Genomic DNA, 24,551 nt, shown 5'->3' on the forward strand with positions numbered 1-24,551 from the left:
TTGGTCTTCTAGCTGTTCCCGTTGACTTAGTTGGGTATTACCGGCGGCACGAACTCGAACGTCATGCCCAGCAGCCACGCGAGCAGCAGCACCACCGGCAGGTGGAACAGGAACTGCTGGAACGTGAAGCCCACCAGGTCCCGGGCCCGCAGGCCCAGCACCGCCAGCAGCGGGAGCATGAAGAACGGGTTGACGAGGTTGGGCAGGGCCTCGGCCATGTTGTAGATCTGCACGGTCCAGCCAAGGTTCATGTTCACGTCCGTGGCGGACTGCATGACGTAGGGCGCCTCCACCAGCCACTTTCCGCCGCCGGACGGGACGAACATGCCCAGGATGGCCGTGTAGATGGCGATGATGACGGCGAACGCCCCGTTGCCGCCGATGCTGGTGAAAAAGTGTGCCAGGTGCTCGGACACCGACAGGCCACCGGCCCCCGGGGCCTTGGTCAGGATGGCCGCCATCGCCGCATACAGCGGAAACTGCACCAGGATTCCTGCCGTGGCGGGTACGGCCTTGGTGACCGACTGCAGGAATTTGCGCGGGGTGCCGTGCAGCACCAGCCCCAGCATCAGGAAGACCAGAAGGTATCCGTTGAGCGAACTGACCACGCTGAGGATGGGCAGGGTCAGCAGCTGGGACACCAGCCAGCCCAGGGTCAGCACGCCGGCCAGGATGGGCAGGATCCGGCTGTATTCCAGCCATTCGCCGGGCCGGGACTTTTCGGCCGTCGGTTCAGGCTGGTCATCGAGGTCGACGCCGAGATCGGCCGCCGTCTTCACACCGGCTCCCGTCGGGGCCGAGAAGTGCGCGATGACCGTGGTCAGGAGCATCAGGATGGCCAGGGTGAGCAGGGACTGCCAGGTGAAGATGGTGGTCCCGAAATCCAGGACGCCGGTGATCTTCAGCAGCGCCGGCGGTATGGAGGCCTTGGTCGCCTGGAGCTGGGCGGCGGAGGAGGACATGCCCAGGGCCCACACAGCACCCAGCCCCATGAAGGCCGCGGCGCCGAGGGCCCGGTAATCGACGTGGAGGTCCTTGCGCCGGGCCACGGCCCGCGCCAGGAGGCCGCCGAAGATCAGGCTCAGGCCCCAGTTCACGAACGAGACGGACATGGACAGGACGGCCACGAAGCTGACGGCGGAGCGGGCGGAGCCGGGAACCTGAGCCAGCCGGTCAATCAGCCTGGCCACGGGCGGTGAAGTTGCCACGACGTAGCCGGTCAGTACCACCATGGCCATCTGCAGCGTGAAGGCCGTGAGGTCCCAGAACCCGTTGCCGAACGAATCGACCACAGCCTTGGGTGAGGCGCCGATGGCCAGGGCCGCGATGGCTACCAGCAGCACGCCCGCCAGGGCAAAGATATAGGCGTCCGGAAACCACTTCTGCGTCCACCCGGCCAGCGTTTCAGCCATCCGGGCCAAACCCTTCTGGCGGATGTCCTGGTGGGTGAGCTGCGTGCTGGTCATGAGGGTGTTTCTCTCCGTTGAGTACTGTGATTCAGGGGCAGGCGTGGGTTCGGTCAGGCCGGGACAAGGCCGGTGCGCTGCCGGACGGTGCGCTGCTCGATGTCCTTGACCCGGTCCGTGGCCTGCACCAGCCGCTGGACAAAGACGCCGGGGGTGGCGATGTGGTTGGGGTCCAGGTCGCCCGGCTCAACGATGACCTCCGCCTCGGCAACGGTCAGGATCCCGGCCGTGGCCACCACCGGGTTGAAGTTGCGGGCCGTGTAGCGGTAGGCGAGGTTGCCGTCCGTGTCGGCGGTGTGGGCGTGGACCAGTGCGACGTCGGCGCGGATGGCCCGCTCCTGGACGTACGTTTCGCCGTCGAACACTTCGTGCGGCTTGCCTTCGGCAACCAGGGTGCCCACCCCGGTCTTGGTATAGAAGGCCGGGATTCCGGCGCCGCCGGCCCGGAGGCGCTCAGCCAGGGTGCCCTGCGGGGTGAACTCCACCTCCAGCTTGCCGGCGAGGTACTGCTCGGCGAACAGCTTGTTTTCGCCGACGTAGGAGGCGATCACCTTGCGGACCTGGCCCGCCTCGATGAGGATGCCCAGTCCTTTGCCGTCCACGCCCATGTTGTTGGAGACCACGGTGAGGTCCCGTACGCCGGAATCCCGGACGGCTTCGATGAGGTCGGCCGGGATGCCGCTCAAGCCAAACCCGCCGACGGCGAGGGTGATGCCGTCCTGCAGGGACCCTTCCATGGCCGTGGCGGCAGAAGCCTGGAGTTTCTTCATGACGTCTCCTCGTTGAGCGCGGTAGTCCACTTAGTGGACGGTTGGGATCTGAGTTTGGAGACTACGGGGCCCTCGAAGAACGTGTCAAGAATCACTGGCGAGTGCCCTACAGTATGGACAGTAGGGTTAAAAGCATCCATATTGTGGACAAAGGGGAAGTAATGGCATCGACGCCGGTGCAGGGCGCCCAGGTGGTGGCACGGATCGCCGAACTGCTGCGGCTGGTGGGCCGCGGCGCGGAGGGGATGCCCCTCCCGGCCCTGGTCCGGGAGTCGGGCCTCACCCGCCCAACGGCCCACCGGCTCCTGACATCGCTCGCCGCGGAGGGCTTGCTGGACCACGATCCCGTTACGGGCAACTGGGTCCTGGGTCCCGAAATCCTCCTGATGGGATCGGTGGCCTCGGCACGGTTTCCCATGGAGGACATCGCGCGGCCCAGCCTGCGCCGGCTGGCCCAGGCCACGGGGGAGAGTGCCTTCTTCTCCATCCGGCGAGGCAGTGAGACGGTTTGCCTCCTGCGTGAGGAGGGCAGCTTCCCTGTCCGGTCCTTTGTCCTGCACGAGGGCGTCCGCTTCCCGCTGGGCGTCGCGTCAGCCGGGACGGCCATCCTGGCCTTCCTGCCATCGAATGAGCAGGAGGAGTTGCTGGGCCGGTGGCCGGAGCATGCGGGCGCCTTCGCGGCGAACCACACTGTTGACCTGGTCCGGAAGAACCTGTCCCGCACCAGGCTGGCCGGTTACTCGGTGAACCCGGGGCTGGTCCTGGAGGGAAGCTGGGGGATGGGCGCTGCGGTGTTCGACCGTTCAGGGCGGCCCGCCTGGGCGTTGTCGCTGACCGGCATCGAACCGCGGTTCAAGGCCGAACGGCAGGAGGAACTGGGCGGCCTGCTGATGGCGGAGGCCCACCGGATTACGCAGCAGCTGGGCGGCGGCCCCGACGGCGGGCGCCGGACCCGCTGAGCCTCCACTGCTGTCCCCGGATACGACGACGGCGCGCCGCGCTGTCAGGTGCGGCGCGCCGTCGTGCGTTTCCGGAGAGGGGTGATTCGGCGCAGGTGGGTTTCTATAGTCCAGCGCGGGGCTGTTCGGGACCTTCGCCCTTCCACCACGTGTCAAAGATGGTCACCGGCACGGTGCGCTTGTGGCGGGTCCGGAGATACTTCTGTTCAATCGACTCGGCAACGGCGTCCGGAACGTTGCGGCCTTCGAGGTAGTCGTCGATCTGGTCGTAGCTGATACCCAGCTCGTCCTCGTCCGTGCGCCCCGGCCGGTCATCGAGGAGGTCGGCGGTGGGCACCTTCTCCCACACCCGCGCCGGTGCCCCAAGCTCAGCCAGCAAGGCCCGGTTCTGCCGCTTGTTGAGGCCGAACAGGGGAAGGATGTCAGCCCCGCCGTCGCCGTACTTGGTAAAGAAGCCCGTGACGGACTCCGCGCCGTGGTCGGTGCCGAGCACCAGGTAGTTGAACTCGCCGGTCAGTGCATACTGGGCGATCATCCGGGTGCGGGCCTTGGTGTTTCCCTTGTGGAAGTCGGAGATCTCCGAACCTACGGTCTTCTCGAACTCGTCCTCGAAGCCGTCCACCGCTGCCGAGATGTTGAACGTCCATTCCGTCTTGGCCTTGATGAAGTCCAGTGCTGCCTGGGCGTCTTCCTCATCGTGCTGCACGCCGTAGGGCAGGCGGACTGCAACGAAGTTGGCCTCTACGCCCTCGGCCTCAAGCTCATCAACCGCCAGCTGGGCAAGCTTTCCGGCCAGCGAGGAATCAAGTCCGCCGGAGATGCCCAGGACAAAACCTTTGGTGTGGGTGGCCTTCAAGTATTCCTTGAGGAATGTGACGCGTTTGCGCACCTCCCCTGCGGGATCGATCCGGGGCTGAACGCCCATTTCTTCAATGATCTTGGCCTGGAGTTCGCGCATGTTGTCCAGCCTAGCCAGCGCTGTCAACAACCCTCAACTGTTCCGGGCGGGCCCTGCGCGGCGTAGCTTTAGTGCATGGAGCGGACGGGATGCGCCGTGGTGGGCGGGGGCCCGGCAGGGATGATGCTGGGCCTTCTGCTGGCACGGGCCGGAGTGCAGGTGGCGGTCCTGGAGAAGCACCGTGATTTCCTGCGGGATTTCCGTGGCGACACCGTGCATGCGTCCACTATCCGGCTGATTGACGAACTCGGCCTGGGCGCCGGATTCCGGGCCCTGCCGCAAAGCCGGCTGAGCAACGTCGCCGTCCCGGTCCCCGGAACCGGGCTTGTCACGCTGGCGGCTTTTGACTCCCTGAAACCCCCGTACAACTACGTGGCCATGATGCCCCAGTGGGACTTCCTGGATTTCCTCGCCGCGGCCGCCGCCGCGGAACCGACGTTCACCCTGCTCATGGAAACGGAGGCCACCGGCCTGGAGTTCGATGGCGGACGCGTCACCGGAGTGCGCTACCGGTCCACCGCCGGCGGCGCGGAGGGCCAGGAACAGGTGCTGCACGCCGACGTCGTGGTGGCCGCGGACGGCAGGCATTCAGTGCTGCGCCAGGCGGCAGGGATGCGGGCAAAGGAGTATCCGGTGCCCTTTGACACCTGGTGGTTCAAGATCCCGCGCCACGCCTCGGAGCGCGGGGAGGTCGCCGGAGTGGTGCCTTCGCTGGGCGATCGGGATGCCATGATTGCGCTCAACCGCACCGACTATTACCAGATGGGCTACCTCGCCCCCAAGGGCTCAGATGCCAGGATCCGGGAGGGCGGCGTGGAACGGTTCCGCCAACGGGTGGCAGCACTCCGGCCTGACCTCGCCGACCGCGTTGATTCCATCCACAGCCTGGCGGACCTGCACTGGCTGGACGTCAGGCTGAACCGGCTGCGGCGCTGGTACGTGGACGGTTTCCTCTGCATTGGAGACGCCGCGCACGCGATGTCCCCCGCGGGCGGGGTGGGCATCAACCTGGCCATCCAGGACGCAGTGGCAGCCGCGGAACGCCTGGCGCCTGATTTGCGCCAAGGGCGCGTACGGACCAGGACCCTTGCTTCGATCCAGCGCCGCCGCCGCATGCCCACGGTGCTGGTCCAGACCGTGCAGCGGATCATGCACCGGGTGGTGTTCGTTCCACTCTTCGCGGGCACATTGTCCGGCGACGTGCTGGCCCGCGTGGGGGACCGGACACCGTTCTCCATCCAGCGCCTGCTTTTCTTCATCCTGCGCCACAACCCCGTGGTCAAGCGTGTCCTGCCCCGGGTCATTGCGATCGGGCCACGCCCCGAGCACGCGCCCGGCTTCGCCCGCCCGCTCACCGTCCCGCCACCCACTAAACTTGGGGCCATGACTTCGCCCACTGACACTGCGGTAGACACCGCGGCAGCCCGCGCCCGACTGCTCGAACTGATCAAGGAACTTGCCGTGGTCCGCGGCAAGGTGATCCTCTCCAGCGGAGCCGAGGCCGATTACTACATCGACCTGCGCCGCATCACCCTGCACCATGAGGCGTCCAAGCTGGTGGGCCAGGTAATGCTGGCACTGGCGGACGACGCCGGCATCGACTTCGAGTGCGCCGGCGGGCTCACCATGGGTGCCGACCCCGTTGGCACTGCGGTGATGCACGCTGCCGCTGACGCCGGCCGGACGGTTGACGCGTTCGTGGTCCGGAAAGCCCAGAAGTCCTACGGCATGGGCCGCCAGGTGGAAGGCCCGTCCGTTGAGGGCCGCAAGGTGCTGGTCCTGGAAGACACGTCCACCACGGGCGGCTCTGCGCTGACCGCAGTGGAAGGCGTCCGGAAGGCCGGCGGCAACGTCGTGGCAGTAGCGGTGATCGTGGACCGCGATACCGGCGCCAAGGAAAAGATCGAAGCCGAGACCGGTGTTCCCTACCTGTTCGCCTTCGGCAAGGACGAGCTGGGACTGCACTAGTCCCGGACGGGGCCGGCCCCGGCGGCCGGCCCCGGGAAGCATGGGGACCAGTGTTGGCCTGCCGCTGGTGGCTGATTTATTATTTGCGTTAACACCTTTCAGTTGCTTGGAGATCCTGCATTTTGCTCCCCCCACAACAGCCGTTGAGCGCAACGGACCAAGTCCAGAACCTCATCCTGGAAAGCGCCGATTTCGAGGACTTCCTCAACGAGTTGGCGCGCTTCTCCGTGCACCAGATGGCAGGCGACGGCGATGACGCCCTGTGCGGCATCACGTTGCTCCGCGACCGGAAGGCAGCCACCATCGGCTGGAGCAGCGAAACGGCACGGGAAGTGGATGAAATCCAGTATTCCCTCGCCCAGGGACCGTGCCTGTCCGCGGCAAAGGAAGAGCGGGAAGTGTACGTCCCGGACCTTCTGCAGGAGGACCGGTGGGGTCCGGACTATGCGGCTGCCGTTGCCTCCCACGGGTTGCGTTCGGTGCTTTCCCTGCCGTTCAACCTGCAGGGGGAGGCCAAAGCCGCACTGAACCTCTACTCCGACGCCCCAAACAAGTTTGACGGCCGGGCGGCGGACAGGGCGCGGGACTTCACCCGGGAAATTTCCGAAGCACTGCGGCTGGCTGTCCGGTTCTCGCTGCACGCAGACAGCGCAACAAACCTTCGGGCCACGCTTGAGTCGCGGACCATCATCGACATCGCCATCGGCATCGTCATGGCGCAGAACCGGTGCAGCCAGGAAGCCGCCGTCGAAATCCTCACCGAGGCATCCAGTAACAGCAATATCAAACTCCGGGACATCGCCAAGTCGCTGGTGGATTCGGTGGGCGGTACCGGTGCGCGTACCCACTACCAGGAACCGGGCAAGGTCAGCCAGGGTCCCAGGGCCTGATCGGCAGGTTGTGCGCAGGCCGGGTGAGGGTTAGGCTTGCGGAGGTTGAGCCGTCGGCCATAGAACCTCTTTTGGAGTACCTATGGACCGCGCGCTAGACGCACTCGTTAACCTCGATGTCCCCGCGGACATCGTCCGGATTGAAGTCCGGGGAGCCCTTCACCACGACTCCCGTGCTGAACTGGGCCACATCATCCGCCGCGTCCGGAGGATGGGCATCCGTTGCCGTATCTGCGTCGATCTTTCGCAGGCTGAACTTGTCGAATCATCCGCGCTGGCAGGTCTTCGCAGCGACCTCAACGCCATGGACACCACGTCCCTGCTGGGCGTTCCCTCCGCCGGGGTGTCCCTTCAGCTCACGCCCGCTGCGTACGACTGGGCGCAATGGGACGCTTCCAGCCGCCGGCCGCTTCTGATGGATGATGACGTCAGGGAGCTTTTCCCCGGCGGTGAGTTCGCAGGAGAATACCCCCAGTTGCCGGTGATGTGGATCGAAGAGCTGTACGGCCGTCCGCTGACCGAATACACGGAGCAGGAACTGCTGCACGCCAGCGACTCCGCCTTTGCCCTGCTGGACAACCCGGACGCACCCGACGGTGCTGACCTGCTGGGCCGTTATAACGACATTGGCCTGGAGATCCTCCGCCGGCAGCAGGAACCGCAGGCGCCATTCCCGGCCACGGAGGGGCAGGCCGCCAGCTGACGCGCAGCGTCACCGAACGTTAACATCCGCGGTTGCCGTGGTGACTTTCCCGGGGCTTACGGTAGGAGTGTGCCGTATGAGGGGGAAGTTAATCCACAGAGCCGGCGCGGGGTCTCCGATGCCCGGCTGCTGGCGGAAGCGGCTGCCCTCAAACGCTTCTCGCGGCGTGCGTTCCTGGCAGGGGCCGGCGCCTCCGGGCTGCTGGCCGCGGACATGCTGATGACCCGTGAAGTGCAGTCGCAGCGCCGGAGCACCAGGATCCTGACCGTTGCGGATAGCTTCGCCGATGTTTACTACCCGGACGCCAGCTGGTTCCTGTTCCCCGGGTACAAGACCAGCTGGGAAGAGGCGCAGTGGATCCTGAACACGCTCAGGGGCGCACTGAACAAGCGCGCCCGGCTCGCCGCCGTCGGATATTCCAACCTGGGGCTGAACATCACCGAGGTGGTCAACGCGATCACCGACTACATCACTGCTGAGAAGATCACCAAGCTCTTCTTTTACGGGCACAGTTTCGGCGGCATGCTCGCCACCCAGGTGGCAGCCCGGCTCCTGGCCCTGCAGGGCGTCCAGGTGCAGTTCATTCTCCTGGACTCCAGCCCCTACAGCGCCCACGACGTCCTGGACCAAAGCTGGTTCGACGGCGTGGTGTTCCTCTACGAGAGCGGCGTCAGGTTCCCCTCCACCCTGCGCGGCGGGTATGAACTGGGGGAGCGGATCATCCACAAGGACGAACGGAGCTGGCGCCAGATCCTGAACCAGACGCTGGAGCAGCTCTCACCCATTGCCCCGTCCAACGTCCTGGTCCAAACGGAGTCCGCCTACATCTACCACTTCGAGGGAAGCCAGTTCGCTTACCACCTCGGCACGGCCAAGATGGCCTACATCGGCAACCGCAAAGACGGGACTGTTGACTATGAGACCGCGGCCGAAACATGGGCGGTGGTGTTCAAGGACAACATGGTCTCCAGCAACCTGCAGACTACGGGGGCGGCGCCCGCCCACGCCAGCCCCGGCTGGAACCCGCAGATCTACCGGCCCCTGGTCACGGAACTGCTGGACGAGTACTTCCCACTGCCCCGGGGCGGCTCCCGGGTCAGTATCTTCTAGATCTGGTTTTTCAGGTCCGCCACGGAATTCAGCACCTGGTTGGGCCGGAAGGGGTATGCGGCGATGTCGTCCTTGTGCGTGATGCCGCTGAGGACCAGGACCGTGTGCAGGCCTGCCTCCATGCCGGCGATGATGTCCGTGTCCATCCGGTCACCGATCATGGCGGTGGTCTCGGAGTGTGCATCGATCTGGTTCATCGCCGACCGGAACATCATGGGGTTCGGCTTGCCCACAATGTACGGTTCGCGGCCGGTGGCCTTGGTGATCAGGGCCGCGATGGCACCTGTGGCCGGCATGGGGCCATCCTTGGAGGGGCCGGTGGCATCCGGGTTGGTGGCGATGAACCGCGCACCGGCGAGGATCAGGCGGATGGCCGTGGTGATTGCCTCGAAAGAGTACGTGCGCGTCTCGCCGAGCACCACGAAGTCCGGGCTCTGGTCGGTGAGAATGAAGCCTGCCTCGTGCAGCGCCGTCGTCAGCCCTGCCTCGCCGATGGTGTAGGCGCGGTTGCCCGATTCCGATCCTCCCGCGGACACCTGGTCCTTCAAGAACTGGGCGGTGGCCAGCGCGGAAGTCCAGATGTTCTCCTCGGGGATCTCCAGCCCGGAAGCGCGCAGGCGGGCGGCGAGGTCGCGGGGCGTGAAGATGGAGTTGTTGGTCAACACCAGGAAGCGCCTGGACGTATCCACCCAGCGCTGGATGAGCTCCGCCGCCCCGGGGATGGGCTGGTTTTCATGCACCAGGACACCGTCCATGTCCGTCAGCCAGCACTCAATCTCCTGGCCGCTCCGGTATACCGCCGGGTTGCCTGCTACCTGGTCCTCGTCTGCCATGCCCTGCCTCCGCCTGTGATGATTGCCCGAAGAGTCCAGTCTAGTGTTGAAGGGTGAACCAAACGCCCGGCATGACAGACGAACCCGACCACCAGCCCGGGGAGGCCGAACCCGCGAAGGCGGAGGTCGGCGTCGGGCCCTGGGAGGGGGAACTGCCGGAAGGCGACCACTGGGACCCTGACCTGCTGGCGGACGGCGACCGGCGCAACGTCCTGGACAAATACCGCTACTGGAAGCACGAGGCGATCGTGGCGGAGCTGGACTCCCGGCGGCACAATTTCCACGTGGCCATCGAAAACTGGCAGCACGATCTCAACATTGGCACCGTGGTTCGTACTGCCAACGCCTTCCTCGCCAAGGAGGTGCACATCATCGGTCGACGGCGTTGGAACCGGCGCGGGGCCATGGTCACCGACCGCTACCAGCACGTCCGCCACCACCCCACCGTGGAGGACTTCGTCCAGTGGGCGCAGGGGGAGGGGCTGGCGATCATCGGGATCGACATCTTCCCGGACTCGGTGCCCCTGGAGACGTACGAACTGCCGCGCGACTGCGTGCTGGTGTTCGGGCAGGAGGGCCCGGGCCTGACCCCGGAAGTCCACCAGGCCGCCGCCGCCACCCTGTCCATCGAGCAGTTCGGCTCCACCCGGTCCATCAACGCCGCCTCCGCCGCGGCTATTGCCATGCACGCCTGGATCCGCCGGCACGTCTTCAACCAGCACGTGTAGCCCAGACCTGCGGGTGGCGGGCCCACGCACGCGGGGTTCCCTGGCCGAGCTTGCGAGGCTAGGGTGCGGGTGGCGGGCCCACGCACGCGGGGTTCCCTGGCCGAGCTTGCGAGGCTAGGGTGCGGGTGGGGCGTAACCCAGAGCACTCCGGGCCCGGGAATGGCTAGGATGGTGCCAAGCCGTAAGCGGTCTATTTGAGGGTCATCCACCCACAGACGAAACTCAGCAGAGGAGCCAGCATGCCCATTGCAACCCCAGAGATCTACGCCGAGATGATCGACCGCGCAAAGGCGGGCGGATTCGCCTTCCCGGCCGTCAACGTCACGTCCTCGCAGACGCTGAACGCGGCACTGCGCGGCTTCGCGGAGGCAGAGTCCGACGGCATCGTGCAGGTCTCCACCGGCGGTGCCGCCTACTGGTCCGGCGCCTCCACCAAGGACATGGTTGCCGGTTCCCTGGGCTTTGCGGCTTTTGCCCGCGAGGTGGCCAAGAACTACGGCGTGAACATCGCCCTGCACACCGACCACTGCCCCAAGGACAAGCTGGACGGTTTTGTCCTGCCCCTGCTGGCGGCCTCCGAAGCTGAGGTCAAGGCCGGCCGCAACCCGCTGTTCAACTCCCACATGTGGGACGGCTCGGCAGAGACCCTGCAGGAGAACCTGAAGATTGCCCGCGACCTGCTCCAGCGCACCGCCGCTGCCAAGATGATCCTCGAGGTGGAGATCGGCACGGTCGGCGGCGAGGAAGACGGCGTGGAGAACGCCATCAACGACAAGCTCTACACCACGGTGGAGGACGCCCTCGCCACCATCGACGCCCTCGGCTCCGGTGAGAACGGCCGCTACATCACCGCCCTGACCTTCGGCAACGTGCACGGCGTGTACAAGCCCGGCGGCGTTAAGCTCCGCCCGGAGATCCTCAAGGACATCCAGGCGCAGGTGGGTGCCAAGATCGGCAAGGACAACCCGTTCGACCTGGTGTTCCACGGCGGCTCCGGCTCCTCCGACCAGGAAATCGCCGACGCCGTCTCCTACGGCGTGATCAAGATGAACATCGACACCGACACCCAGTACGCCTACACGCGTCCGGTGGCTGACCACATGTTCAAGAACTACGACGGCGTCCTGAAGGTCGACGGCGAAGTGGGCAACAAGAAGACCTACGACCCCCGTGTCTGGGGCGCCTCCGCCGAAGCCGGCCTGGCAGCCCGCGTGGTGGAAGCCACCAAACAGCTCGGTTCGGCCGGAAAGACCTTCTAGATGTCGGACGAGTTCCGCCGGAACCTGATGGGGCCGGAGCCCACGCTCCTGCCTGCCGAAACCGAGGTGTACGGGCAGCTGGATGCCGGTCACGAGGCATTGGACCTGGTGGCCAAGCACCCCACGTCCTCCCTGCTGTGGGCCGTGCTCGCCGAGGAGGCGTGGGCGGAGGGCCGGGTCATCGACTCCTACGCCTACTCCCGGGTGGGCTACCACCGCGGCCTGGACTCGCTGCGCCGCAACGGCTGGCGCGGCGTCGGGCCCATCCCGTGGGAGCACGAGCCCAACCGCGGATTCCTGCGGGCCCTCTACTCCCTGGGCAGGGCTTCGTCTGCCATCGGCGAGGCTGACGAGCCGGAGCGGATCGAAAAGTTCCTCAACGACTCGGACCCCACGGCGAAGGCAGCCATCGAGGGCAAGTAACTCCCTACCGCCTCCCTGGCTTCGCTTCGCTGAGCCAGGGAACCCTCGGCGGCGGAGGCCCCTAGATACGACGACGGCGGGTGGTTACCTTTCCTGGAAAGGTGACCACCCGCCGTCGGTCGTTTAAGGCTTGGCGATTCCGGTGCGTGCCATGGCGTCGGCGTAGGCCGCACGCATGTCCTCGAGGTACTCCTCCTGGCGCGCCGGGGAACCGGCGAAGGCGCGGCCGCTCAGTGACCTGACCTTGTAGGTCTTCAGGCCGCGGCGCCACAGCAGGGGCACTTCGGTCTTCAGCAGCAGGTTGGCCAGGCGGTTGGCCTCGGTGCCGTGCGCCACGATGACCGAGGCACGGGGCACCAGTGCCAGGAACTTCAGCAGCGGCTTCAGGCCTGCCTGGATCTGGTCGGGAGTGAACTTTCCGTTGGCCTCACCGGGGACGTGCCACGGGTGGACGTTCCACGGCATCACGAACTCAGGGCGCAGGCCCAGCTTCCACTGCAGGCCAAGCATGCGGGTCGCGGCATCCTGGTCCCCGGCGGTGATGAACCCGGACGGGTCCGCCTCGCCAATGTTGGAGAACAGGCTGATGATGCGGCATTCCTCCACGTCGTGCATGGGATCCACATAGGGGACCACGGTGCCGGGCTTGGTCTCCCGAAGGGAATCACACAGCTCGTTAACGGCAGCAACGCTGGGGTCGTAGCGGCGGCTCATGAGCTGTTCGTGGAATGTTTCGGGTGCCAGGGCTGTCATGAAGTGCTGGTTCTCCTGCGGGGATTGGCGTTGCTGCCGCCACGGAAATGGGCACGCGGGGGCGCGACACATCAGCGGCGGTTGATTGGGGTGGGCCGATTCCTGGTCGGCCTTACCCAGTTTAGCAAGCCCCGGGAAACGAAACGCCGGTCCCGTGCACCTGATTCAGCCAGGCCACGGAACCGGCGGGTCCCGGCTTCGCCGTCCGCAGCTACCAGAGGCGGGTTGTGGCCCGGCGGGCGCCCTCGCCGAGGGCCTCCAGCTTGGCGAAGGCGATCTGCGGGTGGACCCGGCCGCCCAGGCCGCAGTCGGTGGAGGCGATGACATTCTCGCGGCCCACGACGTCGGCAAAGCGGACAATGCGGTCTGCCACCAGGTCCGGGTGTTCCACCACGTTGGTGGCGTGCGAGACGACGCCCGGGATGATCACCTTGCCCTCGGGGAGCTTGGTGTCCTCCCATACCCGCCATTCGTGTTCGTGCCGGACGTTGGCCGCTTCGAAGGAGTAAGCGCCGGCGTTGACCTGCAGCACCGAGCCGATGATGTCGGCGAACGGGATGTCCGTGGTGTGTGGGCCGTGCCAGGAACCCCAGCAGACGTGCAGCCGGATCTGTTCCTGGGGCAGGTCGCGGAGGGCCCAGTTGGTGGCCTCGACGCGCAGCTGGATGAACTTCAGGTAGTCCTCCAGGGATGGCTCGGGATTGATCTGGTCCCAGCTCTCGGCCAGGGACGGATCATCGAGCTGCACGGTCAGGCCGGCATCGATGATCGCCTTGTATTCCTCCCGCATCGCATCCGCGCACGCGTAGACGAGTTCCTCATCCGAGGTGTAGTACTCGTTGGCCACACGGGCGCAGGAGCCGGGGGAGAGGGACGCTACGAAGCCGTCCGACAACCCGGCGGCGGCGAGGCCGGTCTTCAGGTTCCTGATGTCCGACGCCACCAGGTCCTGGCCGGTGTAGGTCAGGGGTCCGGCGATCTTGGGCTGCGTGACGCTCTTGCGGTGGGACAGGATGCCCGACGAGGGATCGTTGTAGGCCTCGTTGAACGCCTGCCGGTCCCGCCGGTCCGGGAAGGAGGTCAGGACGATGTTGCCGGGGGAAGAACGGTGCACCTGCGCATCGGCCCAGCGGTCCACATTCGTCGGCTCCAGGCCGCCCAGCCGTGCGAAGGAGTAGTTCCACCAGGCACCGTAGTCCACGGAACTGGACATCGTGTGCCCGTATTCGCCGTCGTTGGGAATGTCGATGCCGAGGTCCTTCTGGCGCTGGACCACCTCCACCACGGAGGCCTCCAGGAGTTCCAGGAACTCAGGGGTGACGCCGTCGGTTTCCTTGGCGGCGTTGGCCGCGATGAGTTCCGGGGTGCGGGGCAACGATCCTGCGTGGGTGACGCGAATGTGGTCGGTGTTCAGGGACATGCTGGAATCTTCCTTTCCATCGGTCCTGGCAGTAGCACCTTCGGGCGGCAGGAATCCTGCGGGACCGTGGTTGCTGCGGCGTCATCGAGCCAGGTCTCTCGGCCGCTCCGGATGGTTCACTCTCACATAAATCCAGATGCCTGCCCCGGGGCAAGTCTGCTCCGCTTTATGTCGCGACAGGTCGCGTCTGAAGCTTCCCTGCCGAAAACATGCTTACAGCCTTTGTTCAGGTTATTGACAGGTTTCGTTAAGCTTGGTTGGCTGAGGTCACATGCCGCTGCCCGCGACGGAGCTGGCCGTCGCACCCCGATGCACTCGAAAGAGGTAACGCACTGTGAAGAAATCCCTGGCAAATTTCGGGACCTTCGCCGTCTCCGGCGCCCTGGCGCTGGCCGTCGTCGCAGGTCCCGCCCCGCTGGCACACGCGGTAGGCGAAGGCCCCAACTACGACGGCAACGGCCAGATCACCACGTCCAAGCTCGCCACGTACGAACAGATGGTCTCGTTCCTGAAGGACCAGGACGCGCGCCAGCCGGCAATGGAGCTGGAGGTCATCGGGCAGACGGTCAAGGGGCGCGACATCCACCTGGTCAAGTACATTTCGGACCCGGCCAAGCCCACCATTCTGTACCTGACCCAGCAGCATGGCAACGAGCAGCTCACCACCGAGGGCGCCATGGAGTTCATCAAGCACCTGGGGACCGGCAAATCCGCCGACATCCTCAAAGGTGTGAACATCCTGGTGGTGCCCATGCTCAATGCGGACGGCGCCATGGGGGACGTGAACTTCTCCCTGGACAATTACCTTGCCAAAGGGGACCGCCACCTCACCCGCTACAACGCCGAGGGCGTGGACCTGAACCGCGACCATGTGGCCAAGATCCAGCCGGAGACCCAGGCGCTGCACAACAACGTCATGCGCAAATACCGGATCGACTACATGATCGACCTGCACCACCAGGGCACCCGGGCGGAGCGTGACGGCAAGCTGGTATCCGGCTCCATCCTGTACCCCACCACCCCCAACGCCGACCCCGCCGTCGTCGAAAAATCCAAGCAGCTCGGCGCGGTGGTCTTCAACAACGTCGACTCCACCGGCTGGGGACACCTGGGCAAGTACCAGGGCGGCAGTGCCGAAACCATCAGCCGCAACGGCATCTCCGTGGAGTACGGCATCGCCACCCTGCTCTTCGAGATGCGCGGCATGTCGGACCACTATTTGGACGGCTATGCACTCGGACAGCGCAGCAACGGCTACCTGATCAAGCAGACCGTCACCACGCTGACCTCCACGGCCGCGGCCATCGCGGACGGGTCCATTGCCGACGCCGACACCTCCTTCTGGAACACGCTCGCCGAACAGACGTCCCGGCCCGCCGGGGAGGCTGAGGACGAGTAGGCGGCACCGGCCGCCGCGGCCTTTTGGCAGAAAGGGCCGCGGCGGGCCACAACAGTGGACAAAGTGCCCTATCGGCTAAACTTGGGTGGTAAGAGCCCCGGAACTCTTGCTTCGCTGCGCCGTGCTGCGGCTGTGCGAAGGCCGGTATGTTCGGGGCATTCTCATGAACGGCGCTGCATGGGCCCGCCACCTGGTGGCAGGACCGGGCAGTCCGAACGAATGGGGGAGGATCCCATGCCAGCAATTGTGATCGTAGGAGCCCAGTGGGGCGACGAAGGAAAAGGCAAGGCCACCGACCTGCTGGGCGGCCGTGTTGACTACGTCGTCAAGCCCAACGGCGGCAACAACGCCGGGCACACCGTCGTCGTAGGCGGTGAAAAGTACGAACTCAAGCTGCTGCGGCATTCTCAGCCCCAACGCTGTTCCCATCATCGGCAACGGCTGCGTGGTGAACCTTGAGGCCCTCTTCCAGGAAATCGACGGACTCCAGGCGCGCGGCGCCGACACCTCAAAACTGCGGGTCTCCGCCAACGCCCACCTGGTGGCCCCGTACCACCAGGTGCTGGACAAGGTGACCGAACGCTTCCTCGGCAGCCGCGCCATCGGCACCACCGGCCGCGGCATCGGCCCCGCCTACATGGACAAGGTGGCACGGCTGGGCATCCGCGTCCAGGACGTCTTCGACGAATCCATCCTCCGCCAGAAGGTGGAAGGCTCGCTGCGCCAGAAGAACGAACTCCTGGTCAAGGTCTACAACCGCCGCAGTGTTGTGGTGGACGAGATCGTGGAGTACTTCCTGTCCTTCGCCGAGCGGCTCCGCCCCCTGGTCATCGACAGCACCCTGGTCCTGAACTCCGCGCTGGACGAGGGCAAGGTAGTCCTGATGGAGGGCGGCCAGGCAACGTTCCTGGACGTGGACCACGGCACCTACCCGTTCGTGACCTCCTCCAACCCGACCGCAGGCGGCGCGTCGGTGGGTTCCGGCATCGGGCCCACCCGCATCTCCCGCTCCATCGGCATCATCAAGGCCTACACCACCCGCGTCGGTGCCGGCCCGTTTCCCACGGAGCTTTTCGATGAGATGGGCATGTACCTGCAGAAGACCGGCGGCGAATTCGGCGTCAACACCGGCCGCCCGCGCCGCTGCGGCTGGTACGACGCCGTGCTGGCACGTCATGCTTCCCGCGTCAACGGCTTCACGGACTACTTCGTCACCAAGCTGGACGTCCTGACCGGCATCGAGCAGATCCCGGTGTGCGTGGCCTACGACGTCGACGGCGTGCGCCACGACGAGATGCCCATGACGCAAACCGAGTTCCACCACGCCAAACCGATCTTCGAGTACTTCGATGGCTGGACCGAGGACATCACGGGAGCCCGGACGCTGGCGGACCTTCCCGAGAACGCCCGCAACTATGTGCTGGCCCTGGAGAAGCTCTCCGGAACCCGGTTCTCGGCCATCGGCGTTGGCCCGGACCGCGACCAGACCATCGTGGTGAACGACCTCATCAACGACTGACTTGTGGGCCCCGCCTGCTAGGGAGCGGGTGGGGATTACGACGGCGGCAGGCCACCTTTTGCAGGTGGCCTGCCGCTTGTTTTTGCTGGCGGAAAGCGAATTTACACAGGCTTAACGCGCGCGGTCTTGTGAGACTTCCGGTGCCGCGGCCAGACTCGTCTGTACAACCTGGTGCCCAAGGAAGGATCGTCATGGCCGGAAAATTTGAAGCATTCATCGACGCTGATTCGTTTTTCCGGTTCCGTCTCCTGGCTCCGGACGGGGCCGTTATCGCCGTCTCCGGCCCCTTCGAGGACAAAGCCGCTGTGGCGGCAGGGATCGCCGCGGTGCGTGAATGTGCCGGGACCGGCCTGGTCACCGACCTGTGCCCCGCCGGAACCGTAGCCCGTCCCGCGCCTGCACCCGCTGCGGCTGCTGCCGCTGTTCCGGCCGGGCTGCCCGCCGCCGTCGTGCCCGTGTGCGGAGAGGAACGCGCGCCCTCCACGCGGCACGCCTTTGCACTGGCCAATACGCCGCGCCGGCATGCCACGGCCCCCCGGTGGACCAGGACAGCAACCCGCTGACGGACGGGGAAGAAAGTTTTCAAAAGTTTTTTTGAAAGCGCGTAACCCTTTGGGGTGCCCCAGCGATTACCCCTATGAAGTGCCGGTCTGGAACCTGTCCCCCATCACGTTCCAGGCCGGCTCTTTTGTCTTTCCGCAAGGGTGGCCGCACCGCCTGGCCCGGCACTGGCCCTGTTTCCGGCGCCGTGGCGGTTCCGGCGGGGTGGTTACCGGAGGGTAAAGTAGGGGCAGCGTTCCGGATGTACTGAACGCCCGCCTTGCCAACACCCTTCTTTGACGGAAAGCACCACGTCAGTGACCGATGCACAGACAGACGAGGCTCCGGACCAGCCGCTTTCCGGGACTGCCGCCTTCAACCTTGTCTACAAGACCTACGCATCACAGGTGCTGGGCTACCTCACAGCCCGGGGAGTCGAGGATCCGGAGGCCGCCATGCAGGAAGTGTTCCTTTCCGTGCTGCCCCGCCTCCACACCGTGCACGGCGGCGAACCCGGCCTGAGGACCTTTATCTTCTCCGTCGCCCACGCCCGCATGGTGGATGACCACCGCCGGCAAAGCCGGACCCCGGTCAAGCTGCCTTTCGAGCCCGAGCTCGACCAGCGGGTAGACACCTCAGCGGAAAAGGAAGCCCTGCAGCGCCTGTCGCCCCAGGAGGTCCTTAGGCTGCTGGACGGGCTGCCGCAGGACCAGCGGGACGTGCTGTCGCTGCGCCTGGTAGGAGGCCTCACGGTGGAACAGACAGCGGAGGCCATGGAAAAGAGCGCCGGTTCGGTGAAACAGCTTCAGCGGCGCGCATTGTTGAAACTCCGGGAACTCGCCGCAGTGAAGGAGTACCTCGCGCCATGACACCCGCCCCGGAAAACCGCGCCGCCCTTGTTGATGACATGCTGCTGGACGCCGGCTGCCACCTGGATGCAGACCTTCGCAACGCCCTGCTGTCGCTGGGCACCCTGGCGTCGCTGCCCGCGCCCGCACCCAGCGGTGAGCTTGCCGCACTGCTTACGGCCGGGGGACCTTCACCGTTGGAAGGCCCGGCTCCGGCCGGGGAGCCGGGCGAGGAAGCAGCTGAAGAGGCACCCGAACAGCCCGGTGGACAGCCCGATGCGCAGCCTGGGGACGAACTGGCGCGCCGCCGCCGGCACCGCCCCACCGCGCTGGGCCTGGTGCTGGTGGCCGGGATGGGGCTGGGCGTGGGCGGGGTAGCCGCCAGCTCCAGCACTTCCGGGACCAGTCCCGTGGAGCACCTGCTGGAGGATTGGGCGCCCTGGAAAGGTACAGCCGGGGAACCGTCCGCAGCCGGTTACAGCTACCGGGGCCCCCACGTGGCTTCCGACGGGGACCTTGCCGCTGCCGGTCCACCGGCACCGGGTGCGGCCACCGATGCCGCGAATCTTTCCTCCAGCCTACTTCGGGATCCTGCCGGCTCCTCCCGCCACACGGGACGGGCGCACACTGGGTTCCCGCCGTGCGTCGGTCCGGTCAAACACGAGGCCGGCGCCGGCGCCGAAGCGTGCACGTCCGCGGCGCCCGGGACTTTTTTGCAGGGCAATGGAACCGGCAGGGGCAAAGAGAATCCCGGCGCTGCGACGGGCGGGATGCCGGCGGAGCCGGGGGCTGCCGGGGCCGCGAAGGCCGGACTCCCGGCGGCCAACACCGGGCCGTCAGCCGGGGGTGCAGCCACGGAAGCACAGAAGGCGGCGGGCTCCGCGGCCAACGCAACGCCGGCGCAGGGCCAAACAGGCTCCCAGACGGCAGGACAGGGAACCGGGCCCAAGCCCACGTCTCCGGCGAAATAGCCCAAACACAGCAACAGCGGGCCCGTCGGACGGACCCGCTGTCGCCTTATTCAGTCGCCGGTCAGGCCATGACCTGGCGCTTGGAGGAAATCACGCCGGTATCGAAGCCGGCCAGGTGGAGTCCACCGTGGAAGCGCGCGTGCTCGATCTTCACGCAGCGGTCCATCACCACGTTGAGCCCCGCGGCTTCCGCGCCTGCCGCGACGCCTTCGTGCCAGGAACCCAGCTGCAGCCAGAGTGTTTTGGCGCCGGCGGCCAGGGCCTCGTCCAGGACGCCCGGAAGATCGTCGTGCCTGCGGAACACGTCAACGATGTCCGGGCTCTCCGGCAGGTCCGCCAGGGACGCATACGTGGGCTGGCCCAGGATCTCCTTGACCACCGGGTTCACGAAGTACACCTTGTAGCGGGTGGAGGACAGCAGATAGGTGGCCACGAAGTAGCTGGCCCGCGACGGCTTGTCAGAGGCTCCAACAATGGCGATGGATTTCGCCTGCCGGAGCAGGGCCAGCCGCTCAGGTGCCGACGGGCCGGACCAGGTGCGTTCGGCGGTACTCATGCGTTTGCTCCGATCGTGCAGGCGTCTGCGGGTTCTTCCAGGACGGCGGCGTCCTGGGCCGCTGCGTTGGAGGCCTCGGTGAGTGCCTGGTCCAGGTCCCACAGGATGTCCTCGATATCCTCGAGGCCCACCGAGATGCGGACCAGGTCCTCCGGCACGCCCGCGGATTCCAGCTGGGCTGCGCTGAGCTGCTGGTGCGTGGTGGAGCCGGGGTGGATCACCAGGGTACGGGAGTCACCCACGTTGGCCAGGTGGGAGGCCAGCTGCAGGGACTCGATGAACTTCTGCCCTGCGGCGCGCCCACCCTTGACCCCGAACGAAAAGACCGACCCGGGGCCCAGCGGCAAGTACTTCCGTGCCCTGTCGTAGTGCGGGTGGGAGGGCAACCCGGAGTAGTTGACGTAAGCCACCCTGTCATCGTTTTCCAGCCACTCGGCCACGGCCCGCGCGTTCTTCAGGTGCTCGTCCAGCCGCTGCGGCAGTGTCTCAACGCCCTGGAGCAGCTGGAACGCCGACTGCGCCGAGAGGGCCGGGCCGATGTCGCGCAGCTGCTCGCTGCGCAGCTTGGTGAGGAAGCCATACTCACCGAAGTTGCCCCACCAGGAGACGTTGCCGTAGGAAGCCACGGGCTCGGTCATGGTGGGGAACTTGCCGTTGCCCCAGTTGAACCGGCCGCTTTCCACCACCACGCCACCGAGTGTGGTGCCGTGGCCGCCCAGGAACTTCGTGGCGGAGTGGATCACGATGTCCGCCCCGTGCTCGATGGGCCGCACCAGGTACGGCGTGCTCAAGGTGGCGTCGACGACCAAGGGGATGCCGGCGTCGTGCGCCACCTTTGCCAGCCCCGCCAGGTCCTGGACCTCCGACGACGGGTTGGCCACCACCTCCACGAAGATGGCCTTGGTGTTGTCCCGGACCGCCGCGGCGTAGTCGGCAGGGTCGGTTCCGGGCACGAAGGTGGTGTCCACGCCGAACCGGCGCAGGGTCACGTCCAGCTGGGTCACCGTGCCGCCGTACAGCTGGGAGGCTGCCACGATGTGGTCGCCTGCCTGCGTCAGGGCGGCGAAGGTGATGAACTCCGCTGCCATGCCCGACGCCGTCGCGACCGCTCCGATGCCGCCCTCGAGGGACGCGATGCGCTCCTCGAACGCCGCGACAGTGGGGTTGCCGATGCGGGAGTAGATGTTGCCGTACTTCTGCAGTGCGAACAGGTTGGCGGCGTCGTTGGTGTCTTTGAAGACGAAGGACGTGGTCTGGTAGATGGGAACGGCACGGGCGCCGTGTTCGGCGTCAGGGGTGCCGCCGGCGTGCAGGGCGCGGGTGCGGAAACCGAAAGTACGCTCAGCCATCAGACACCCACTGCCTGGGCGGCGGGAGTGGTTGAGAGGTCGAGCTCTGTGCCGTGCTTCCGGGCCAGGTCCGCCTCAAGCTCCCGGACGATCGGCAGGATGTCCCGGCCGAATGCGGCCACCTCCTCCTGGAAGTGCAGGTAGCAGGTGAGGAACAGGTTCACGCCGATCTTCTTGTATTCGACGATCCGTTCGGCGATCTGCTCCGGGGTGCCGATCAGCTGGGTCTTGAAGCCGTCGTTGTACTGGATCAGGTCCTCGAACGTGGAATCCGCCCACATGCCCTTGCCGTCCTTGGTGGCGGCACCGGCCTCCTGCACCGCGTCCCGGAACCCCTGGACGGCGGGCTTGTGCGCCTTTTCCACGATCTCGCGCAGGGTGTCCCGGGCCTCCTTCTCCGAGTCGCGCGCAATGACGAAGCCGTTCAGCCCGAAACGGGGAGCGGCCAACTGGCCGGCAGTGCCGCGGCGGGCCTCGCCGGCAGAGGCGACGACCCCGGCGATGTTGTCCTTGAAACCCTCAAGGTCCTTGCCGTTGGAGAAATACCAGTCCGCCACGCGGCCCGCGGTGGCCTGGGCCGCCGTCGAGTTTCCACCGAAGAAGATCTCGGGGTGGGCGCGGCCGGGGACGTCCACCGGGGCGGGGTTCAGGGTGAAATCGGTGATGTTGTAGTACTTGCCGGACTGGCTGTAGTCCTTTTCGGTCCACAGGCCGCGCAGGACGTTGATGAATTCCTCCGTGCGGACATAGCGCTCGTCGTGCTCCAGCCACTCCAGGCCGAAGTTGGTGAACTCGCTCTTCAGCCAGCCGGAGACGATGTTCACGGCAGCGCGGCCATTGGAGACGTGGTCCGCGGTGATGATGTACTTTGCCAGCACGCCCGGGTGCCACATCCCGGGGTGAACAGCGGCAATCACCTTGAGGCGCTCCGTGGCGGCCAACAGGGCCAGGCTGAACGACGTCGCCTCGTGCTGCTTGTCCGCGCCGTAGGAGGCGGCGTAGCGCGTCTGCGTCAGGGCATATTCGAAGCCGGACTCCTCGGCGATGCGCGCCAGTTTTTTGTTGTAGTCGAAGTCCCAGCCGGTGCGCTGTTCGATGGTGGATACCACCAGGCCGCCGGAGACGTTGGGCACCCAGTAGGCGAACTTGAGCGGTTCGGAGAGTCGTGCGACGTTGCTGATCTCGGTCATGAATTTTCCTTCGGTAGGGCCCGCTGGCGCAGGACGTCCTGGATACCGGCGATGGCCGGTTCGTTCTGGAGGGAGGTTGTGTCGCCCAGCGCAGTTCCCTCGAACAGCTGGGTGAGCAGCCGGCGCATGATCTTGCCGCTGCGGGTCTTGGGGACATCGGGAACCACGACGACGTCGCGTGGCTTGGCGATGGGGCCGATCTCCTTGGCCACGTGATTCCGGAGTTCGTCGATACAGTCGGCCGGGGACCCGGCCTTCAGCACGACGAAGGCAACCACCGCATGGCCGGTCTTCGGGTCCGCCACGGGGCAGACCCCGGCCTCCACTACGTTGGGGTGCGACACCAGCGCGGACTCGATCTCGATGGTGGAGAGCAGGTGGCCGGAGACGTTCAGGGTGTCATCAACGCGGCCCAGGATCCAGATGTCGCCGTCGGCATCGTACTTGGCGCCGTCGCCGGCGAGGAACCAGCCCTGGTCCGCGTACTTGCTCCAGTAGGAGTCGAAGTAGCGGCGCGGGTTGCCCCAGACGGTACGGGCGATGGCGGGCCCGGGGGAGTCAACCACGATGTATCCCTGGACGCCCGGCGCAACTGTTGTGCCGGCGTCGTCCACGATCCTGGTGCTGACTCCCGGCAGGGGACGCGCCGCGCAGCCGGGCTTGAAGCTGCTGTCCGTCGGCGCGGGGGAGAGGATGGTGGCGCCGGTTTCGGACTGCCACCACGTGTCCACCACCGGTGCGGTGCCGGCGCCCACGTTGTCCCGCAGCCAGCGCCAGGCCTCCGGGTTGACCGCTTCTCCCACAGTCCCCAGCAGGCGGATGGAGGACAGGTCATAGGTGTCGGGTACGCCGTCCGGGAACCAGCCCATGAGGGACCGGACCAGGGTGGGCGCCGTGTAGTACTGCGTCACGCCGTAGCGTTCGATGACCTCAAAATGCCGGCCCGGATGCGGAGTGTTGGGCGTGCCCTCGAAAATCACCTGGGTGACCCCGTTGGACAGCGGGCCATAGATCTCGTAGGTGTGCGCCGTGACCCAGGCGAGGTCCGCGGTGCACCAGTGCACGTCCTGGTCGCGCAGGGCCGGATCCGGGTTGCTGAACAGGTGCTCGAAGCTCCAGGACGCCTGCGTCAGGTAGCCGCCGGAGGTATGCACCAGCCCCTTGGGCTTTCCGGTGGTCCCGGACGTGTACATGATGAACAGCGGCGTCTCGGCGTCGAACGCCTCCGGCTCGTGGACGTCAGAGGCGCTTCCGACGACGTCATGCCACCACACGTCGCGGCCTGCGGTCATGGGGACGGCAGCCAGGTTGTTGGCAGGGGTGGTGCGGTTGACCACCAGGACGTGCTCGATGGCATTGTCCCCGGCGACGGCGGCGTCCGCGTTGTCCTTCACGGGAACCGCCACGCCGCGGCGGAACTGGCCGTCGGTCGTGACCAGGAGCTTGGCGCCGGTGTCCTCCACCCGGAACTTCAGCGCTTCCGCGGAGAACCCGCCGAACACCAGGGAATGGATGGCACCGATGCGGGCCACGGCCAGCGTGATAATGACCGTCTCGGGGATGACCGGGAGGTGCATGACTACGCGGTCGCCCTTGGTGATGCCCAGGGCCAGGAGCGCATTGGCCGCCTTGGCCACCTCGCGCTGGAGTTCGGCGTACGTGATGGACCTGCGGTCGCCCGGCTCGCCTTCGAAGTGGAGGGCCACCTTGGCGCCGCGGCCGGCCGCGACGTGGCGGTCCACGCAGTTGGCGGCCACGTTGAGCTTTCCGCCTTCAAACCAGGTGATGCCCGGCCCGCGGCCCGCTTCACGGTCCGCCGGATTCCAGCGGTGCGCCGTGTGCCACGGGGTGTCCCAGTCCAGGCGCAGCGCCTGCTGCTCCCAGAAGGCAACGTTGTCCGGGTGCACCCCCGCGTTCAGGTCCATCGTCTCGGTGGTGC

Annotated in this window: 22 protein-coding genes, 2 pseudogenes and 1 riboswitch; of the genes and pseudogenes, 14 read left to right on the forward strand and 10 right to left on the reverse strand. The window is 66.3% G+C overall.

Annotated elements, in window-relative coordinates; all coding sequences use genetic code 11:
• Nucleotides 1-26: 26 nt before the first annotated feature.
• Both NMQ03_RS02840 and NMQ03_RS02845 read right to left on the reverse strand, forming a co-directional pair.
• On the reverse strand, nt 27-1,466 hold the full coding sequence (locus NMQ03_RS02840; protein WP_255174298.1) for a short-chain fatty acid transporter: 1,440 nt from the start codon (nt 1,464-1,466) through the stop codon (nt 27-29).
• Nucleotides 1,467-1,519: 53 nt separating this feature from the next.
• The gene (locus tag NMQ03_RS02845) at nt 1,520-2,236 is read right to left on the reverse strand and encodes a CoA transferase subunit A (protein ID WP_255174299.1); all 717 of its coding nucleotides are present in this window, start codon (nt 2,234-2,236) and stop codon (nt 1,520-1,522) included.
• A gap of 161 nt (nt 2,237-2,397) precedes the next feature.
• Between NMQ03_RS02845 and NMQ03_RS02850 the strand changes: the two genes are divergently transcribed.
• Nucleotides 2,398-3,195, forward strand: coding sequence for an IclR family transcriptional regulator (locus tag NMQ03_RS02850; protein ID WP_255174300.1), 798 nt, complete (start codon nt 2,398-2,400; stop codon nt 3,193-3,195).
• Between the two features lie 103 nt (nt 3,196-3,298).
• On the opposite strand, the gene nadE is transcribed toward NMQ03_RS02850, so the two are convergent.
• Nucleotides 3,299-4,153 carry an ammonia-dependent NAD(+) synthetase gene (nadE, locus tag NMQ03_RS02855; protein WP_255174301.1) on the reverse strand — a complete coding sequence of 285 codons (855 nt, stop codon included), beginning with the start codon at nt 4,151-4,153 and terminating at the stop codon, nt 3,299-3,301.
• A 123-nt stretch (nt 4,154-4,276) separates the two neighbouring features.
• Between nadE and NMQ03_RS02860 the strand changes: the two are divergent.
• The 5 genes and pseudogenes from NMQ03_RS02860 to NMQ03_RS02880 all read left to right on the forward strand — a co-directional run.
• A pseudogene (locus NMQ03_RS02860) lies at nt 4,277-5,440 on the forward strand (FAD-dependent oxidoreductase); the annotation flags it as partial.
• Between the two features lie 96 nt (nt 5,441-5,536).
• Nucleotides 5,537-6,121, forward strand: coding sequence for an orotate phosphoribosyltransferase (gene pyrE / locus NMQ03_RS02865; RefSeq protein WP_255175521.1), 585 nt, complete (start codon nt 5,537-5,539; stop codon nt 6,119-6,121).
• A gap of 143 nt (nt 6,122-6,264) precedes the next feature.
• Nucleotides 6,265-7,011 carry a GAF and ANTAR domain-containing protein gene (locus NMQ03_RS02870; protein WP_255174302.1) on the forward strand — a complete coding sequence of 249 codons (747 nt, stop codon included), beginning with the start codon at nt 6,265-6,267 and terminating at the stop codon, nt 7,009-7,011.
• A gap of 82 nt (nt 7,012-7,093) precedes the next feature.
• Nucleotides 7,094-7,714: a hypothetical protein gene (locus NMQ03_RS02875; protein WP_255174303.1), complete on the forward strand. Its 621-nt coding sequence runs from the start codon at nt 7,094-7,096 to the stop codon at nt 7,712-7,714.
• Between the two features lie 69 nt (nt 7,715-7,783).
• A complete protein-coding gene (locus NMQ03_RS02880) occupies nt 7,784-8,824 on the forward strand; it encodes a thioesterase domain-containing protein (protein WP_255174304.1) in 1,041 nt (346 codons plus the stop codon).
• Here the strand turns inward: NMQ03_RS02880 and NMQ03_RS02885 are convergent.
• Nucleotides 8,821-9,657 carry an HAD-IIA family hydrolase gene (locus NMQ03_RS02885; protein ID WP_255174305.1) on the reverse strand — a complete coding sequence of 279 codons (837 nt, stop codon included), beginning with the start codon at nt 9,655-9,657 and terminating at the stop codon, nt 8,821-8,823. The two genes, NMQ03_RS02880 and NMQ03_RS02885, sit on opposite strands and share 4 nt — an antisense overlap.
• 71 nt (nt 9,658-9,728) lie before the next feature.
• On the opposite strand from NMQ03_RS02885, the gene NMQ03_RS02890 reads away from it, so the two are divergent.
• From NMQ03_RS02890 to NMQ03_RS02900, 3 genes are all read left to right on the forward strand, one after another.
• Nucleotides 9,729-10,385, forward strand: a complete 657-nt coding sequence (locus tag NMQ03_RS02890; RefSeq protein ID WP_210411303.1) for a TrmH family RNA methyltransferase — start codon at nt 9,729-9,731, stop codon at nt 10,383-10,385.
• A gap of 239 nt (nt 10,386-10,624) precedes the next feature.
• The gene (gene fbaA / locus NMQ03_RS02895) at nt 10,625-11,644 is read left to right on the forward strand and encodes a class II fructose-bisphosphate aldolase (protein ID WP_255174306.1); all 1,020 of its coding nucleotides are present in this window, start codon (nt 10,625-10,627) and stop codon (nt 11,642-11,644) included.
• Nucleotides 11,645-12,067 carry a DUF3151 domain-containing protein gene (locus NMQ03_RS02900; RefSeq protein WP_255174307.1) on the forward strand — a complete coding sequence of 141 codons (423 nt, stop codon included), beginning with the start codon at nt 11,645-11,647 and terminating at the stop codon, nt 12,065-12,067. It abuts the gene before it with no gap.
• 123 nt (nt 12,068-12,190) lie between these two features.
• On the opposite strand, the gene NMQ03_RS02905 is transcribed toward NMQ03_RS02900, so the two are convergent.
• Both NMQ03_RS02905 and NMQ03_RS02910 read right to left on the reverse strand, forming a co-directional pair.
• Nucleotides 12,191-12,820, reverse strand: a complete 630-nt coding sequence (locus NMQ03_RS02905) for a uracil-DNA glycosylase (RefSeq protein WP_255174308.1) — start codon at nt 12,818-12,820, stop codon at nt 12,191-12,193.
• Between the two features lie 211 nt (nt 12,821-13,031).
• Entirely contained in the window at nt 13,032-14,240 is a 1,209-nt protein-coding gene (locus NMQ03_RS02910; protein ID WP_255174309.1) for a cobalamin-independent methionine synthase II family protein, read from the reverse strand.
• Between the two features lie 13 nt (nt 14,241-14,253).
• Nucleotides 14,254-14,358: riboswitch (SAM riboswitch) on the reverse strand.
• A gap of 216 nt (nt 14,359-14,574) precedes the next feature.
• On the opposite strand from NMQ03_RS02910, the gene NMQ03_RS02915 reads away from it, so the two are divergent.
• From NMQ03_RS02915 to NMQ03_RS02935, 5 genes and pseudogenes are all read left to right on the forward strand, one after another.
• A complete protein-coding gene (locus NMQ03_RS02915) occupies nt 14,575-15,639 on the forward strand; it encodes a M14 family zinc carboxypeptidase (protein WP_255174310.1) in 1,065 nt (354 codons plus the stop codon).
• 234 nt (nt 15,640-15,873) lie between these two features.
• Nucleotides 15,874-17,158 (forward strand): annotated as a pseudogene (locus tag NMQ03_RS02920) (adenylosuccinate synthase).
• Between the two features lie 191 nt (nt 17,159-17,349).
• A complete protein-coding gene (locus NMQ03_RS02925) occupies nt 17,350-17,721 on the forward strand; it encodes a DUF1508 domain-containing protein (protein ID WP_255174311.1) in 372 nt (123 codons plus the stop codon).
• A 294-nt stretch (nt 17,722-18,015) separates the two neighbouring features.
• Complete coding sequence (locus tag NMQ03_RS02930; protein WP_255174312.1) at nt 18,016-18,567, forward strand: RNA polymerase sigma factor; 552 nt, start codon at nt 18,016-18,018, stop codon at nt 18,565-18,567.
• Nucleotides 18,564-19,517, forward strand: coding sequence for a hypothetical protein (locus NMQ03_RS02935; protein ID WP_255174313.1), 954 nt, complete (start codon nt 18,564-18,566; stop codon nt 19,515-19,517). Before NMQ03_RS02930 ends, NMQ03_RS02935 begins: the two co-directional genes overlap by 4 nt.
• A gap of 61 nt (nt 19,518-19,578) precedes the next feature.
• On the opposite strand, the gene NMQ03_RS02940 is transcribed toward NMQ03_RS02935, so the two are convergent.
• Genes NMQ03_RS02940 through acs form a run of 4 tightly spaced genes read right to left on the reverse strand, consistent with a single transcriptional unit; the run spans nt 19,579 to nt 24,537 of the window.
• Nucleotides 19,579-20,073 (reverse strand): CoA-binding protein, encoded by a 495-nt coding sequence (locus NMQ03_RS02940; protein ID WP_255174314.1) that lies wholly within the window; start codon nt 20,071-20,073, stop codon nt 19,579-19,581.
• On the reverse strand, nt 20,070-21,422 hold the full coding sequence (locus NMQ03_RS02945) for an O-acetylhomoserine aminocarboxypropyltransferase/cysteine synthase family protein (RefSeq protein WP_255174315.1): 1,353 nt from the start codon (nt 21,420-21,422) through the stop codon (nt 20,070-20,072). The genes NMQ03_RS02940 and NMQ03_RS02945 overlap by 4 nt, the downstream gene beginning before the upstream one ends.
• Nucleotides 21,422-22,612 (reverse strand): dimethylsulfone monooxygenase SfnG, encoded by a 1,191-nt coding sequence (sfnG, locus tag NMQ03_RS02950; RefSeq protein ID WP_255174316.1) that lies wholly within the window; start codon nt 22,610-22,612, stop codon nt 21,422-21,424. The genes NMQ03_RS02945 and sfnG overlap by 1 nt, the downstream gene beginning before the upstream one ends.
• On the reverse strand, nt 22,609-24,537 hold the full coding sequence (gene acs, locus NMQ03_RS02955) for an acetate--CoA ligase (protein ID WP_255175522.1): 1,929 nt from the start codon (nt 24,535-24,537) through the stop codon (nt 22,609-22,611). Before acs ends, sfnG begins: the two co-directional genes overlap by 4 nt.
• Between the last annotated feature and the right edge of the window lie 14 nt (nt 24,538-24,551).

This window comes from Arthrobacter sp. DNA4, from assembly GCF_024362385.1.
Lineage (GTDB): Bacteria > Actinomycetota > Actinomycetes > Actinomycetales > Micrococcaceae > Arthrobacter.